A 16138-nucleotide genomic window follows, 5' to 3' on the forward strand; every position below is an offset into this window, starting at 1 on the left:
GACGCGGATGTTCCGGAAGGGAAAGGCAAGCATGTCGGAACGCCCTCGGCTCAGTGCGCGCCGGCGCCGCTGACGCCGAGATAGCGCTCCAGCAAACCGTTGGAGACGATCTGCTTCGGCGTGCCCTGCGCCACGAACCGCCCCTTCTCCAGGATGTGCAGGCGCGTGCAGACGGCGAGGGTGAGCTCCACGTTCTGTTCCACCAGAAGGACCGCCACCGAACGCGCGGCGAGCGCGCGCACGATCTCGCCGATGCGCGTGACGATGGAGGGCATCAGCCCCTCCGTGGGCTCGTCGAGCATCAGCACCTTGCAGCGAACGGTGAGATTGCGGGCGATGGCGACCAGTTGCTGCTGCCCGCCGCTGAGGCGTCCGGCCGGCCGCCGCCAATGCTCCTTCAGTTCCGGGATCATTCCCAGCACCTCCCCGAGGGGCATGGGGTCTCGCACAGTCAAGGCGGCGGTGCGGCAGTTCTCCTCCACCGTGAGCTCGGGAAACACCCTCATGTCCTGGGACATGAGGGCCAGGCCCGCGCGCGCGCGGGCATCGGTGGGCAGGGAGCGGAGCGACGCGCCGAACAATTCCAGTTCGCCCTCGACCCGCGGTGCAAGGCCCATGACGGCGCGCAGCAGGGTCGTCTTGCCGGCTCCGTTGCGGCCGATCACTCCCACCACGGCGCCGGGCTCCAGCGCGAGGTCTACGCCCTGGAGGATGTGGGCCTTGCCGTAGAAGGCATGAAGATGCTTGAGCTCAAGCGCGACCAAGATAGGCCTCCCTCACGAACGGGTTCTGCATGATCTCGTTCGGCGTGCCATCGGCGAGCACGGCGCCACCTGCGAGCACGCAGATGCGGTCCGCGGTGCCCATCACCACCGCCATGTCGTGCTCGATGAGGACAATTGTGACCTTGCCGCGCAGACGCTCATTGACGAGGTCGATGAAGGCCTTGGTCTCGGCGGGACTCATGCCGGCACTGGGTTCGTCGAGCAGCAGCAGCCTGGGTTGGCAGGCCAGCGCCACGGCCACCTCTAAAAGCCGCTGGTCGCCATGGGAGAGCACCTCCGCCTTCACCTGCGCCGCTGTCGCGAGGCCCACCAGGGCGAGCAGGTCCCGCGCCGTGGTGGCGCCCGCCCGTGCCCGCACATCGGCATCGAGCCGCGCGAGGCGATACCGGCGCGTGCCAGCCAGCGCCACCTCCACATTCTCTTGCGCATTCAGATCACCGAACAGGTTGGTGATCTGGAACGTGCGCGCCAGGCCTCGCCGTGCGCGATGGTGGACGGCAAGATCTGTCACATCCTCTCCGGCGAAGGCGATAGTCCCCCCGGAGGGGGGATGCACACCGGTGATCACGTTGACCAGGGTCGTTTTGCCGGCGCCGTTCGGGCCGATCACCGCATGCACGGCGTTCGGCGCGATCTTCAGATCGACCCCCTTCAACACGCTGTGGGGACCGAACGCTTTGGTAAGGCCGCTGATCTCCAGCAACGCCTGAGGCGCCGAGGCGCGCGCCACATATGGATCGTCATCCTGCATCGCCATCGGGCCTCAACCGGCGACCAGGTTCATCTTGGTGGGATAGAGGCCTGCCTCCGGCGGCAGCTCCTGCCGGGAGAGGATACGGCCCTTCTCGATCTGCAACAGGTTGATGGCGGCGAAGGCCTGATGATCCTGCGGGCGCAGGTGCAGCGCGCCCTGCGGAAACAGCTCGCCCGCGGCATAGTCCGGATGGGCCTCGATATATTTGGGGAGAGTGGCGCTGTCTGCACGTGAGCGCCAGTTCGCCCCTTCCACCGCCAGTTTGAGCACCGAGAGGCTTTCCCATACCGGCCAGGTCTCGCCCACCGACACATTGCGGCCAGTGCCGACCTCGCGGCCGTTGGGGTCGATGCCGAGCCGTTCCCGGAATGCCGCCAGGTATGGCGTGTTCTTGTCGGAGAGCTCCCACGGCAGGGTGTCGATGCCCCATACGCCTTCCACATACTTGCCGTTGCTCAGCGGATCGAAGGCGCCGAAGACGTAGTCGGCGGTAACGATCGGCTTGCGAGTAAAGCCGAGCTGCGGCAACGCCACGAACGCCTTGGGCAGATCGGCACCGATCAGCGCGACGAACACCCCGTCCGCAGAGCGGTCGAGCTTCGAGATGTAAGAGATCGGATCGTTGCTGTTCACAGGCAGGGCGATGGACTGCACCACATCGCCGCCGGCCTTGCCAATAGCCTCGGCCCAGCCGGTGTTGTGCGACTGGCCCCACACGTAGTCCGCATAAAGCACGGCCCACTTCTTCCCGACCCGATCTGCCATGGCCCTGCCGGCCGCGAGGTCGGTCTGGCGGGTATTGACGATCAGGCGGAAGACGAAGGGATTGCCGCCCCCCTCGGTCACGCCCTCGCTGCGGCTCATGGACATGTAGGGCACACCCTCGTCCTTGACGATGGCCGTGCTGGCAAGGGCAATGCCGCCGTGCTGCGAGCCGATGACGAAATCCACCTTCTGGTCCTGAATGAGTTGACGCAGCCGCGCGATCCCCACGTCCACCTTCGTTTCGGTGTCTATGCCGACGATCTCGATCGGCCGCCCGGCAAATCCGCCATGCGCGTTGAACCATTCAGCCGCCAGATTGATGGTCTTGCGGTGCCAGTAACCGGAACTCGCAAGGCTGCCCGTCACCTCGCACTGGTGGCCGATACGGATGGGCTCGCCGGATGCGGCGGCATGCGCACGGGGCGCGGCGAAGACGCCGGCGGACGCCGCGGCGGCGGCACCGAGCAGAACGGAGCGACGGTTTGGATGCCAGTTGGTCATTCATGTGTCTCCAGGTGATGCCCGGCATCATATGAATTGATACAAGAGTTCAAAGATCAAATAATTCTCAATGAATGATCAATAAATAGCCAATAAATATTTCTATTATTGATATATAATGCCGACATAGGCAGACAACATGTGTTGCCCACCCCATTCTATGTTTTGAATTTCAGATTACTCTGCCGCCTTCAACTGCTCACGCTGGACGACGACTCCAGAGAGGGCGCGGCAGGCGCCTCTTGATCCCGCAGGTGCAGCCTCGCCATAACAGAACCATATGGCGTGCATGAAAGCCGCTCTATATGTAAATTTGCCCGTCTATCGGGCGAATTTGCCCGACATCAAAGACCTGAAGGCGTGAGCGCATGGCAAAGGCGTTGACACGGTTCGACTGGACCGATCTCCAGACCTTTCTGGAGGTGGCGCGTGGCGAGGGCACCGCGGCGGCCGCCGACGCGCTGAAGATCGACACCACCACAGTGCGGCGCCGGATCGCCGCACTGGAGGCGACCATCGGCGCACGGCTCCTCGTGCGCAACGGGCGCACCTCCCAGCTCACCGTGGACGGCGAGCGGATATTTGCCATCGCCCGCCGGATGGAAGAGCAGGGCAACGAGATCGCCCGCGACGCCACCGATACGGCTCGCGAACTGAGCGGCGTGGTGCGCGTCTCCACCATGGAGGGCTTCGGCAGCAGCTACCTTGCCGCGCGCCTTGGAGAATTTTTAAAGCTGCACCCCAACCTGACGGTGCAACTCGTCAATGCCCAGCATATCCTTAACCTGTCGGAGCGAGAGGCCGACATCTCCATCAACATGATGAATCCTCGGCGAGGGCGGCTGATGGTGCGGCGGGTGGGACAGTTCGGGGTCGGCCTCTACGGCGCGACAGCCTACCTTGCGCAGGCTGGCCACCCGGAAAGCCTGGAGGACCTCAAGGCCCACACCTTCGTGACCTATGTGGATGAACTGATCGCCGTGCCGCACGTGCGCTGGCTGCCCGACGTGATCGAGGAACCGCGCACCCGCTTTGCTTCCACCAGCCTCATCGCCCAGCAGGAGGCGGCGCGGGCCGGCGTCGGGCTGGTCATGCTGCCGCATTTCATGGGGGAAGCAGACGAGGGTCTCGTCAGGCTGTTGCCGGCCCAGATCAGCCTGACGCGGGATTGGTGGCTTGTCGTCCACCAGGATCTTCAGTCAGTCCCCCGGATTCGGGCGCTCATCGATTTTATCGTCGATGTCATGCGGCGGGATCATCGCATACTGAAACACTGATCTCTCGCCTCCAGAGAGGGGAGCAGCCCATGCGGCAAAAGCAGCCATCGAGCGGGCCCCCTCCTTTCTGGAGGCGTTCTCGGAGGCGGGCCGATGAAACGTCCCTCGCGGCGCGATTGGCTGTACTCCGCCAAGGCCTTCACCGCCGCCATGCTGGCGCTCTGTTCGCGGTGGTGCCCCGGCTCGACGACTTGGTGATGCCCGTGCTGGCGCTGGCACCGCCGTTCCTGCTAGTGGGGCTCCTCATGCCCCGCCCGGAACTCGGCCTCGTCACCCTCCTGCTCGCCGCGACCGGTTCGGGCTCCCTCTCGGTCCAGAGCCATTACAACGCTGATTTCACCGTTTATGTGAAAGAAGGCCTGGCGGTGACCGGCGGCTTCCTGTTCGCCTGGATCTGGGTGTTGGCGACCAAGCCCTTCGGCGCCAAGATCACCGCCCGCCGCCTCGCCAACATCAATCCCACCTTCAACTGGGTGCGCCTCGCCCAACACGTGCCGCCTCCCGGCCGGTCCGGTGAGAGCGATGCACCTTGCCGCCGCGGCCTCGGCGAGGCGGCGTACAATGAATGGACATCACAGGATAAGATCCATGGATATCAAGACGATCGCGGTTCTCATCGACACCAGTGCGTCGCGCGAAACGCGGATGGATTATGCGACCGCTCTCGCGCGGCGCCACGGCGCGCACCTCATCGGAATCTTCCTGCTTCCCCCGGACATCGGCGGGGGGCCGGCCGCCTCCCATATCCGCGGGCAGGCGGCGATCGCCGACTTTCTGCACCATCAACAGGCCGGCAAGGACGAGATGATCCGCGAAGCGCGGGACACCTTCGAAAAGCGCGCCGCCCGGCAGGATGTGCCGTGCGAGTTCCGCGTCCACACGCCCCATGGAGAAGATGAACGCCGCATCAGCGCCCTGCATGCGGATCTCGTCGTCGCGGCGTCTCCAGAAGATTCCTGGCTCGACGACGGGCCGCCAGCCGATGTGGTGCAGCTTGCGACCGGCGTGCCCTTCCTGCTCGTACCGGAGACATGGCGCAACACGGAACCGCCGCAGCGCATTCTCATCGGCTGGAACGCAAGCCGGGAATCGCGCCGCGCCATCGGCGATTCCCTGCCTTTTCTGGCGCTTGCCTCATCGGTGACGGTGCTGATCGTGGATCCGCAGGCAAGCATCCCCGCGGGCGAGGAGCCTGGGGTGGAAGTGGCCATGTTCCTGCTGCGCCACGGTGTGCGCCTGACCGTCGATCCCGTCCAGTCACACGGGCGGGCGATCCCCGATGTCATCCTGGAATACGCTGTGACCAACGCCCACGACATGATCGTGCTCGGCGCTTACAGCCATGCCCGCGCCCGGGAGATCGTGCTCGGCGGCGTGACGCGTTCGCTCCTGGCGCGGTCACCGATTCCCCTGCTGATCTCCCATTGAACGGATGGAGATGTGAGCAAGGGCGCGATTGAGGCCGATCGCCACCCGGCGCAAGACGCCGACGTCGCGCTTATCTCGCCTGTCCCGGCCGCGCCGGCCGGCGGGCGGGCATCGCACGGACGGCGTCAGGCCCGGGCGACGAGGGGCCGCGGCTGCCCGGAGGCCCCGCCCCTGCCCCGGAAGTCCGCCGCCGGATGGGTGTCCGGCAGCTTCGGGCCGCGGCCGGTGAACAGCTTCTCGCGCAGCGTGCCTTCGTCATAGGCGACCTTGTACACCCCGCGGTCCTGCAGCTCCGGCACCACGAGATCGACGAACGCCTCCAGCGTCTCGTGGGAGACCAGCCGGTTGAGGTTGAAGCCGTCCACATCCGTATCCCGGACCCAGGAGACGATCTCGTCCGCCACCTCTCCCGGCGCACCGACGATGAAGGGCGCACGGGCGCCGGTGGCGGACAGCGTCGCGAGGTCCTTCACCTTCAGCGGCTCGGGACTGCGCAGGGTGAGGTTTTCGAGAGTGGACTGGATGGCGTTGCTCTTCACGTAGGAGATGGCCTCCTCCGGGTCGAGCGCCGAGAGGTCCACCCCCGTCCATCCGGAGAGCAGGGCCAGCTGCCCGGCCGTGTCCACATATCGCGCATAGTCGGCGAGGCGGTCGAAGGCCTCCGCCCGCGTCGGGGCGACGATCACGGTGGCGCCGGCGAACATGCGGATGTCATGGGGGTCGCGCCCGAAACCCGCTGCCGCCTGCCGCACCGCATGGACCGCCTCGGCCAGGATGGGGCGGGTCTGGCCGTTCAGGAAGATGCCCTCCGAATGCTTCGCCGCGAACAGCCGCCCGCGCCCCGAGGTGCCGGCCTGGTAGAGAACCGGGGTGCGCTGGGGCGACGGCTCGGCGAGCTGGATGCCGTCCACCTGATAGAAGGGGCCGTCGTGGCGGATGCGGTGCACGAGGGTGGGATCGCTGAAGACGCGCGCGTTCCGGTCGCGCCGGACCGCGCCATCCTCCCAGCTTCCCTCCCACAGCTTGTAGGCGGCGGCGAGGAAATCCTCCGCCGCGTCATAGCGCACGTCATGGGAGCGGTTGGCCTTCTGGCCCATTCCCTTCGCGCCGCTGTCGAGATAGCCCGTCACGATGTTCCAGCCGACACGCCCGCCGGTGAGATGGTCAAGCGTCGCGAAGCGCCGGGCAAACTGGTAGGGGTGCTCGTAGGTGAGGTTGGCGGTGACGCCGAAGCCGATATGCCGCGTTGCGTGCGCCATGGTGGGAACCACCAGCGCCGGGTCGATTTGCGGCGTCTGCGCCCCCGACCGGAGCGCGGCGTCCGGGCTGCCGCCATAGACATCGTAGAGGCCGAACACGTCGGCGATGAAGATGCCGTCGAACAGGCCGCGCTCGGCGATCCGTGCCAGTTCCACCCAATAGTCGAGGCTGTTGTAGTCCGCAGCGCGGTCGCGCGGGTGCGCCCACAGGCCCGCCCAGGTGTGGCCCGGGGCAGCCATGTTGAAAGCATTGAAGCGGATTTGCCGGGGTCGGCTCATAGCGGATCCTCCGGCGTCAGCTGTAAAGCGGGGTCGGCGTGATGATGCCGTTGAGCGCGAAATTCCCCACCTCCCGCGATTTGTAGGCCACCGGGTCATGCAGGGTGTGGGTGCGGATGTTCCGCCAGAAGCGGTCGTAGCCGTAATGGCCGGCGGTGGCGCGGGCGCCCATCAGCTCGAAAATCTTCGAGGTGACCTCCAGCGCGGTACGGCTGGCATGGACCTTGGCGGCGTAGATGGCGGCGGCGGCCAGGTTGCGTTCGTCAGGCGTGATGGCATCGCCGCGGGCCGTCGCCGCCTCGAAACGCTGTCCGGCCACATCGGCGAGGGCGGCCGAAGCGCGCAGTTCCACATCCAGATCGCCATAGTGCTCGAGGATATAGGGGTCGAGGCTCGCCCTCGCGACACCGGAGGCCTGCCATGGCCGCGAGGTGGTGCGAATGTAGCGGGCGGCTTCCGCAAGCGCGCCCTCCGCCGTGCCGATGTAGAAATTGACGATGAGGAGCTGGTGGAACGGCACCACGAGGCTGGTGCGCGGCGGCGGCGGCGCGGCCGGGTCGCCCAGCACCTCGTCCTTCTCCACCCGCACGTTGGCAAAGGTGACGGTGCCGCTCTCCGACAGCCTTTGGCCGAAGGCATCCCAGTCGTTGCCGTGGGTCACGCCGCCGCGATCGCCGGGCACGACGATGACCGCGAAGCCGTCGCCGAGCTGCGCGCGCAAGGTGATCTTGTCGGCCAGCGCGGCGTTGGAGGCGAAGGTCTTGCGGCCGTTCAGGCGAAAGCCGTCCGCCGCCTCCGGCGTGAGCCGCGATTCGGGATCGCGCGGGTTGGAGGCGCCGCCCCAGAACCACTGGCCCGCCACCGACCCGCGAGAAAGCCTTTCGGCCTGCTCCGGCGTCGCCCGCCAAACGGCATTGGTGAGGTGGAGATAGTGGTAGGCCAGGAGCTGGGCGATGGAGGCATCGGCGCGGCCGATGATGCGGGTGGCCAGCAACGCGTCAGCGAAGCTTCCCCCGCCTCCGCCGTGCGCCACGGGATTGAGCAAGGCGAGCAGCCCCGTCTCCCGTAGCAGCTCCACCTCCCGCCGGGGCGAGGCTCCGGCACGGTCGCGCACGGCGGCATCCGGCGCGAGCGCGTCGGCGACGCCCTGGGCAAGGGCGGTCCAGTCCGGCCGCGGCGACGGACGCGCCGCGGCAACAGGCTGCAGGGAAGAACGGGTCATGGGCGAGGCTCCTGTGGCGCGGATCGACGGCAGCGGGCGAGCGCTCACCAGGCGGGCAGGATGCTCCCCCTGAACTTGGCGAGGGTGAAGTCCTTCACCGGCTGCGAACGATAAATCTCGATGAACTTGCGGATCCGCGGATCATCCTTGCGGTCCTCGCGGGCCGCGAAGACGAGGGTGAAATAGGGCTTGGCTTCCTCCACCGTCGTCTCGGCCACCAGCGCCGTGTTGAGGTCGAGGCCGGCGAGATAGGCATAGTTGGAGGAGACGAAGGCCGCCGCCACGTCATCCAGCGAGCGCGGCAACTGGGCGGCGTCGATCTCGACGATCTGCAGCTTCTTCGGGTTCTCCGCCACGTCCAGCACGCTGGCGTAAAGGCCCGTGCCCGGCTTCAGCTTGATGACCCCGGCCTTCTGGAACAGCAGCAGGGCGCGGCCCCCGTTGGTGGGGTCGTTGGGAATGGCGATCCTGGCCCCGACGGGGATGTCTGCCGCGCTGGTGAATTTCTTGGAGTAGATGCCGGCCGGCACGAGGAGGGATTCGTCGAGGGCGGCGATCTGGTAGCCCCGCGTCTTCACCTGGTTGGCGAGGTAGGGTCGGTTCTGGAAGTTGTTGAGGTCGATGTCGCCCGCCTGCAAAGCCGCGTTCGGCTGGTTCCAGTCGGTGAACTCGATGATCTCGGCCTTGATTCCCTGCTTCTCGGACAGCCGGGCCGCCTCGCGCAGCACGTCGCCATAGGGGCCGGCGGACACGCCGACCTTGAGGGGCTTGTCTGCCGCCGTCGCGGGGGCCTGCGCATGGGCCGCCGTGCCGACGCAAAGGAGCGCCAGGCCGGAAAGGAGCAGCGCGAAGACGCCGGAGCGGGAGGGGGAAGGTGAGGTCATGTGTCCGTCGCTGTCTCTGGGCCGGGCATGCCGGCGATTGGTGGGCAGTGCGCCCGCTGATTCATTTTATAATTAAATCCATTGATTTAGTAAACTATGAATCGGAAAGATGCGGCCCCAGTGGCGGCTCCGGGGCATGAGCGGCCGTCTCCCAAGCGGCTTTCGCCCGGGCGTCGCGCCGCCTTCCGCAATTCTCTTCAGCTCTTCTTCACTGCCCGTTATGCATGCTGCGCGGCGCGCGTGAGGGAAGGGACGAGGCGATGGCGGAGAGGCGTTTGGGGGGATCGTGGTTCGCCGATCTATCCATGCAGTGGAAGGCGGGCGGCGTGGTGGCGATGCTCGTCGCCATGTTCCTGCTACTCCTCGGCGCCAACGCCCTGTTCACGCGGGCCGGCGACCGTGTCCAGGCGCAGGTGGATTCGGTCCGGCGCATCGTCATCCTGAGCGATGCCGCCACCCGCGCGGTGGCCCGGCGCCAGGCGCAGGCGGTGCGGGACGCCCTCACCGATCCGCGCTCGCTGGCCTCGCAGATCCCCGCCGCCTCCGCAGAGGTGGCCGAGCGCCTCGCGGCGCTGTCCGCCGCCGCCGGCGCCAGCCCGGCCCTGGCGCCCTTCGTCCAGCGGGCAACCCGCATCGCCACCGCTTGGCCCGACGCGATCGGAGCGCCCCTCCTCGCCGCCTCCGGCGACGCGGCCGCGCTGCCGGCCGCCCTGCGCGGCTTCCTCGCGGCAGAGGCCAGCGAGGCCGGCGCGCGCGGCATCAACGGCGCCCTGGACGAACTCACGGCGACCGCAAACGCCCAGATCACGGTGGCACGGAGCGCGCTTTCGGAGAACGAGGCCATCGTCGGCGCCATCGACGTCATCGCGCTGATCGCCACGGTGGCGGCGGGCATCGGCGGCCTTGTCCTCGGCGCGCGCTTCGTCTCCCGGCCGCTGCGTCACCTCGCCGAGCTGATGAGCCGGCTGGCCGGGCACGAACTCGATGTGGAGGTGCCCTATTCCGAGCGCGGCGACGAGGTCGGGATCATCGCGCGCGCCCTCAAGGTCTTCAAGGCCATGGCCATTGAGACCCGCGACAATGATTGGGTGAAGGGCAGCCTCAACACCATCGCGACGCGGGTGCAGGGGGCCGACGACCTCAAGGACTTCGCCGATTCCCTGCTCGCCGAACTGGCCCCGCGGGTGGAGGCAGGGGTCGGCGTGTTCTACCGCTTCGACGAGGCGACGGACGAGCTGAGCCTGCTCGGCAGCTATGCCTTCGGCGAGCGGCGGCACCTGTCCACCGCCTATCGGCTCGGCGAGGGACTGGTGGGCCAGTGCGCTTTGGAGAAGAAGACCATCATCCTCTCGCCGGTGCCCGAGGATTATGTGCGCATCCGGTCCGGCATCGGCGAGGCCGCGCCGCAAGCCGTCGCGGCGATGCCCCTGGTGCTGAAGGGCCGCCTGCTGGGGGTGGTCGAGCTCGGCTGCCTGGTCGCCATCGAGGACCGGCGCGCCCGCCTCCTGGACGAGGTCCGCACCCTCGCCGCCCTGTCCTTCGACAACCTTGCCCGCGCCATCCGCACCCGCGAGCTGCTGGAGCAGAGCCAGAGGCAGGCCACCGACCTGCGCGTGGCGGAGGAGGAGCTGCGCACCCAGCAGGAGGAACTGCGCGCCACCAACGAGCAGCTCCTCGGCCAGTCGCAGCGGCTGTCCGCCTCGGAGGAGGAGCTCCGGGTCCAGGCGGAGGAGCTGAAGTCCTCGAACGACGTGCTGCGCCGCTCCAGCGAGGAGCTCACCGGCCAGAAGGAGCTGCTGGAGACCCTCAACCGCCAGATGGAGGCGCGCGCCGAGGAGCTGGTGCGCGCCAACCAGTACAAGTCGCAGTTCCTCGCCAACATGTCGCACGAGCTGCGCACGCCGTTGAACAGCCTGCTCATCCTGTCCCACGACCTCGCCGAGAACCGCTCCGGCAACCTCGACGCCGACCAGGTGGAGGCGGCCACCATCATCCACGCCTCCGGCTCCAACCTGCTGCGGCTCATCAACGACATCCTCGATCTGTCCAAGGTCGAGGCCGGCAAGATGGAGGTGGTGCGCGAGCCGGTGAACGTCACCGCCTTCGCCCAGCGCATCGAGCGCAACTTCCGGCGCGTGGCCCAGGAGCGCAAGCTGCGCTTCTCCGTCACCGTCGCCGACGCCCCGCCGATGGTCTACACCGATGCCGGCAAGCTGGAGCAGATCCTCACCAACCTCGTCGGCAACGCGCTGAAGTTCACCGTGCAGGGCCGCGTCTCCGTCTCCTTCGCCAATGGCGAGACGGCGGACACCTTCAAGGTGGCGGTGACCGACAGCGGCATCGGCATCCCGGACGACAAGCAGGACGCCATCTTCGAGGCCTTCGAGCAGGTGGATGCATCGACCCGCCGGCAGTTCGGCGGCACCGGCCTCGGCCTCGCCATCACCCAGCGCCTCGCCCAGCTCCTGGGTGGCGTGGTGGCGGTGGAGAGCAAGCTCGGCCAGGGCTCCACCTTCACGCTGACCCTGCCGGTGGGCGAGCCGCCGGCGGAGGAGGAAAGCGAGGATGCGGGCGCCCTCGCCCGCGCGCCAGCTCCCATGGCGCGGGCCCGCGGCGTGTCCGGCCTCGCCCCGCTGCCCGCCGTCTCGATGCCCTCCGTGCCCGACGACCGTGAGGCGCTGACCCCCGGCGCCACGGCGATCCTGGTGGTGGAGGACGACCCGGTATTCGCCCGCACCCTGGTCGGCATCGTGCGGCGCAAGGGCTACCAGGTGCTCGCGGCCGGCGACGGGGAGAGCGGCATCGAGCTGGCGCGGCGCTACAAACCCACCGGCATCCTACTGGACGTGATGCTGCCGGGCATGGACGGCTGGACGGTGATCGAGCGCCTGAAGGCCGATCCGGCCACGCGGCACATCCCGGTGCACTTCGTCTCCGCCCTCGACGAGACGCGGCGCGGGCGCGACCTCGGCGCGGTGGGCTTCCTCACCAAGCCGGTCAGCGCCGAGAAGCTGGGCGAGGCGCTTCAGCTCCTCGCCCATTTCGCCTCCGACCGCCCGCGCCGGGTGCTGGTGGTGGACGACGACGCCGCCGCCCGCCACGCCGTGCGCACCCTGCTCGCCCGCGAGAAGGCGGAGATCGTGGAGGCGGGAAGCGGCGAGGAGGCGCTGGAGGTGGCGGCGAAGACCGAGCTCGACTGCATCGTGCTCGACCTCGGCCTGCCGGGCATGTCCGGCTTCGACCTCATCGAGCGCCTCGCCGAGGGCGAGCACCCGGTGCCGGTGGTGGTCTATTCGGGGCGCGACCTGACGCAGGAGGAGAGCCTGAGGCTGCGCGCCTTCACCGACAGCATCGTGGTGAAGGGGGCGCTCTCGCCCGAGCGGCTGCTCGACGAGGTCAACCTGTTCCTGCACTCGGTGCAGCACGAGCCGAGGAGCGTGCCCGAGCATCCGGACGGCGACCTGGAGGGCAGGAAGCTCCTCCTCGTCGACGACGACATGCGCAACATCTTCGCCCTCGCCAAGGTGCTGCGCGCGCGCGGCATCAACGTGGTGCTGGCCCAGGACGGTGCCAAGGCCCTTGCCCAGCTCGATGCCGAGCCCGATATCGAGATCGTGCTCATGGATGTCATGATGCCGGTGATGGACGGCTACGAGGCCATGGAACAGATCCGCGCCCAGCCTCGCTTCGCCAAGCTTCCCATGATCGCCCTCACCGCCAAGGCGATGAAGGACGACCGCGAGAAATGCCTGGCCGCCGGCGCCAGCGACTATCTGGCCAAGCCGGTGGACGTGCCCAAGCTGCTGTCCATGATCCGCTCCTGGCTGCCCGCGAAATGACCTCCCCCCAGGACGAGCCCCCCGCCGGGGATGGCCGCGCCCCCGGCGATCCCCCCGGCCACGACGCCGCGGACGCGCTGGCCCTGGAGACGATCGAGGTCGACCTGTTCGTCGAGGCGCTCCACCGGCGCTACGGCTACGACTTCCGCGACTACAGCCGCGCCTCACTGACCCGGCGGGTGCGCAACCTCGTCACCAGCCTGAACCTGGCCACCATCTCCGACCTCACCACCCGGCTGCTGCACCAGCCGGGGCGCATCGCCGAGGTGATCTCCGGCCTTTCCGTACCGGTCTCCGAATTTTTCCGCGATCCGAGCGTCTTCCTCACCCTGAAGGAGAAGGTGTTCCCGCATCTGGCGTCCTACCCGCAGATCAACGTGTGGCAGGCCGGCTGCGCCCACGGCGAGGAGATCTATTCGCTCGCCATCCTGCTCAGCGAGGCGGGGCTCTACGAGCGCACGCGCATCTTCGCCACGGACATCTCGAAGAGTGCCCTGGCGCGGGCGCGGGAGGGCATCTTCCCGCTGCGCGAGGCGCCGGACGCGGCGCGGCGCTACCTCGCGGCGGGCGGGGCGCACAGCTTCTCGGCCTACTACCATGCGCGCTACGACCTGATGAAGCTCGACGAGCGGCTGATCTCGCGCGTCACCTTCGCCGAGCACAACCTCGTGACGGACGGGGTGTTCTGCGAGGCCCACCTCATCTTGTGCCGCAACGTGCTCATCTATTTCACCACCCCGCTCCAGGACCGCGTCCTGGCGCGCTTCGCCGAGAGCCTGGTGCGCGGCGGCTTCCTCTGCGTGGGCACCCGGGAGAACCTCGAATTCTCCCCGGCCCGCACCCAGTTCCAGCTGGTGGATGCCAACGCCCAACTCTATCGGCTGAGGACCGGCGCGCCGGGCGGGCCGCGAAATCCCGTCCCGGAGCCGTTCAACCCGCGCCGGCCCGAACGGTGACGGCCCTCCAAGGCGGGAACGGGAATGCGCGACCCGACCGCCCGGCGATGCAGCGGGCCGGCGCCTGCTCCGGCGGAACCTGCGCCATGACACCGCCGCGTTCCTGAACCAGAAGTGAGTGATCCGGCAGCGGCGTTCGCCTAAACTGTCACCATCCCCATCCGTCGGGCCTTCCCGCGCATGCCGCGCGACATACGGCCCCTTGCCCTGAAGGAGGTAGGACCGTGCCCCACGATACGCCGCTGATCGCGACCCTCGTCGGGGCGTTCGTGTTGGCCTTCGTGTTCGGTGCCATCGCCCAGCGCCTGAAGCTGTCGCCGCTGGTGGGCTATCTGATCGCCGGCGTGATGGTGGGGCCGTTCACCCCCGGCTTCGTCGCCGACTCGCACATGGCGGTGGAGCTCGCCGAGATCGGCGTGATCCTGCTGATGTTCGGCGTCGGCCTGCATTTCTCCCTGAGCGACCTGCTGTCGGTGCGGGCCATCGCCATCCCCGGAGCGGTGGTGCAGATCGCCGTCGCCACCCTCATGGGCATGGCGCTGGCCTGGGGCATGGGGTGGGGGGTCGGCGCCGGTCTGGTCTTCGGCGTGGCCCTGTCGGTGGCGAGCACGGTGGTGCTGCTGCGGGCGCTCCAGGAACGGCGCATGGTGGAGAGCGAGCAGGGCCGGATCGCGGTGGGCTGGCTCATCGTGGAAGACCTCGCCATGGTCCTCGCCCTGGTGCTGCTGCCGGCGGTGTCCGGCGCGCTCGGCGGCCGCACGGTGGCGACGCCCACCGTCGAATGGTTGGGCGGCGACAACGTGTGGACCACCCTCGCCCTCACCCTCGCCAAGGTGGCCGGCTTCGTGGTGCTGATGCTGGTGGTGGGCCGGCGCGTCATCCCCGGCGTGATGCACTGGGTGGCGCATATCGGCTCGCGCGAGCTGTTCCGCCTCGCCGTGCTCGCCATCGCGCTCGGCGTGGCCTTCGGCTCGGCCAAGCTGTTCGGCGTCTCCTTCGCCCTCGGCGCCTTCTTCGCCGGCATGGTGCTGAGCGAATCGCCCCTCTCCCACCGCGCGGCGGAGGAAACGCTGCCACTGCGAGACGCCTTCGCGGTGCTGTTCTTCGTCTCCGTGGGCATGCTGGTGGATCCCAGCATCGTGCTGAAGAGCCCGCTCCCGCTCCTGGCCACCCTGCTCATCGTCCTGTTCGGCAAGTCGGTGGCCGCCTTCCTGATCGTGCGGGCGTTCGGCTACGGCAATTTCACCGCCCTCACCATCTCGGCGTCGCTGGCGCAGATCGGCGAGTTCTCCTTCATCCTGGTGGCGCTGGGGGCCGACCTGGAGCTGCTGCCGGCGGAGGGCCGCGACCTCATCCTCGCGGCGGCGATCCTCTCCATTCTCGCCAACCCGTTCTTCTTCCTCATCCTCGACCGCTACCGGGCGAAGGCCGCCGTGCCCAAGCCGGCGGCCTTCGCCCCGGCCGGGCCACCCGGAAAGCCGGACGAGAAGCCGACGGCGAGCCTGCCGGTCACCACCCAGCAGGCCCACACGGTGCTGGTGGGCTACGGCCGCGTGGGCCGGCTGGTGGCGGACGGGCTCCTGGCCGCCGGGGTGCCCTTCCTCGTTGTCGAGGACCAGGAGGACCGGGTGGACGAGCTGAAGCGCGCCGGCATCGAGGCCATCGATGCCAACGCCGCCTCCCCCGCCGCCATCGCCGCCGCAAACATCGCCGGGGCGCGGCGGCTGATCCTCGCCATTCCGGACGGGTTCGAGGCCAGCGGCGTGCTGCGCAAGGCGCGGCAGCTGAACCCGAAGCTGGAGATCGTCGCCCGCGCCCATTCGGACGCGGAGGTGGAGCACCTGCGCCAGAGCGGCGCCGAATTCATCATCATGGGCGAGCGGGAGGTGGCGCGCGGCATGCTCGCCCACGTGCTGGGGATCGACGCGGCGGAGGTGGCCGCCGAGGCGGAGGCCGACGGCGTGCAGGCCTATGCGGCGCCGGCCCCGCCCGAGAGCGGATCGGCGGCCGGCGGCGCGAGCGGCACCGCCACCGCGATACCCTCGCAGGCGTCCGCCCCCATCCCCGTCCCCGACGCGGATGCGCCCGCCGGCGCGGTCGCCGATGCCCCCGGCATGCAAACCGCCGCACCGCCGGGCGTGGGCCTTGCCGAGACGCCCGCGGCGGCGCAGAAGGAAAATCCATAGGCC

General features: G+C 68.4%; 11 protein-coding genes and 1 pseudogene. 6 read left to right on the plus strand and 6 right to left on the minus strand.

The window, feature by feature from the left end:
• Positions 1 to 50 precede the first annotated feature (50 nt).
• Genes EZH22_RS00940 through EZH22_RS00950 form a run of 3 tightly spaced genes read right to left on the minus strand, consistent with a single transcriptional unit; the run spans position 51 to position 2805 of the window.
• Positions 51 to 764 carry an ABC transporter ATP-binding protein gene (locus tag EZH22_RS00940; RefSeq protein ID WP_203193960.1) on the minus strand — a complete coding sequence of 238 codons (714 nt, stop codon included), beginning with the start codon at positions 762 to 764 and terminating at the stop codon, positions 51 to 53.
• Entirely contained in the window at positions 751 to 1542 is a 792-nt protein-coding gene (locus tag EZH22_RS00945) for an ABC transporter ATP-binding protein (RefSeq protein ID WP_203193961.1), read from the minus strand. Before EZH22_RS00945 ends, EZH22_RS00940 begins: the two co-directional genes overlap by 14 nt.
• A 6-nt stretch (positions 1543 to 1548) precedes the next feature.
• Positions 1549 to 2805, minus strand: a complete 1257-nt coding sequence (locus tag EZH22_RS00950; RefSeq protein ID WP_203193962.1) for an ABC transporter substrate-binding protein — start codon at positions 2803 to 2805, stop codon at positions 1549 to 1551.
• Between the two features lie 368 nt (positions 2806 to 3173).
• Here EZH22_RS00950 and EZH22_RS00955 point away from each other — a divergent pair, with 368 nt between their 5' ends.
• The 3 genes and pseudogenes from EZH22_RS00955 to EZH22_RS00960 all read left to right on the plus strand — a co-directional run bounded on the left by EZH22_RS00955 (position 3174) and on the right by EZH22_RS00960 (position 5510).
• The gene (locus EZH22_RS00955; RefSeq protein ID WP_203193963.1) at positions 3174 to 4082 is read left to right on the plus strand and encodes a LysR family transcriptional regulator; all 909 of its coding nucleotides are present in this window, start codon (positions 3174 to 3176) and stop codon (positions 4080 to 4082) included.
• A gap of 197 nt (positions 4083 to 4279) precedes the next feature.
• Positions 4280 to 4474: pseudogene (locus tag EZH22_RS31540) on the plus strand (FUSC family protein); the annotation flags it as partial.
• Positions 4475 to 4670: 196 nt separating this feature from the next.
• Entirely contained in the window at positions 4671 to 5510 is an 840-nt protein-coding gene (locus tag EZH22_RS00960) for a universal stress protein (RefSeq protein ID WP_203193964.1), read from the plus strand.
• 125 nt (positions 5511 to 5635) lie between these two features.
• Here the strand turns inward: EZH22_RS00960 and EZH22_RS00965 are convergent, their stop codons facing one another.
• The 3 genes from EZH22_RS00965 to EZH22_RS00975 are packed head-to-tail and all read right to left on the minus strand — an operon-like array spanning position 5636 to position 9154.
• Positions 5636 to 7048 carry an LLM class flavin-dependent oxidoreductase gene (locus EZH22_RS00965; protein WP_203193965.1) on the minus strand — a complete coding sequence of 471 codons (1413 nt, stop codon included), beginning with the start codon at positions 7046 to 7048 and terminating at the stop codon, positions 5636 to 5638.
• Positions 7049 to 7064: 16 nt separating this feature from the next.
• The gene (locus tag EZH22_RS00970; RefSeq protein WP_203193966.1) at positions 7065 to 8270 is read right to left on the minus strand and encodes an acyl-CoA dehydrogenase family protein; all 1206 of its coding nucleotides are present in this window, start codon (positions 8268 to 8270) and stop codon (positions 7065 to 7067) included.
• A 44-nt stretch (positions 8271 to 8314) separates the two neighbouring features.
• Positions 8315 to 9154: a MetQ/NlpA family ABC transporter substrate-binding protein gene (locus tag EZH22_RS00975; RefSeq protein WP_203193967.1), complete on the minus strand. Its 840-nt coding sequence runs from the start codon at positions 9152 to 9154 to the stop codon at positions 8315 to 8317.
• Positions 9155 to 9414: 260 nt separating this feature from the next.
• Here EZH22_RS00975 and EZH22_RS00980 point away from each other — a divergent pair, with 260 nt between their 5' ends.
• The 3 genes from EZH22_RS00980 (at position 9415) to ybaL (ending at position 16135) form a co-directional block, all read left to right on the plus strand.
• On the plus strand, positions 9415 to 12993 hold the full coding sequence (locus EZH22_RS00980) for a response regulator (RefSeq protein WP_203193968.1): 3579 nt from the start codon (positions 9415 to 9417) through the stop codon (positions 12991 to 12993).
• Positions 12990 to 13949: a CheR family methyltransferase gene (locus EZH22_RS00985; RefSeq protein WP_203193969.1), complete on the plus strand. Its 960-nt coding sequence runs from the start codon at positions 12990 to 12992 to the stop codon at positions 13947 to 13949. Before EZH22_RS00980 ends, EZH22_RS00985 begins: the two co-directional genes overlap by 4 nt.
• 224 nt (positions 13950 to 14173) lie before the next feature.
• Entirely contained in the window at positions 14174 to 16135 is a 1962-nt protein-coding gene (gene ybaL, locus EZH22_RS00990) for a YbaL family putative K(+) efflux transporter (protein ID WP_203193970.1), read from the plus strand.
• Positions 16136 to 16138 lie beyond the last annotated feature (3 nt).

This window comes from Xanthobacter dioxanivorans, assembly GCF_016807805.1.
GTDB classification, from domain to species: Bacteria; Pseudomonadota; Alphaproteobacteria; order Rhizobiales; family Xanthobacteraceae; genus Xanthobacter; species Xanthobacter dioxanivorans.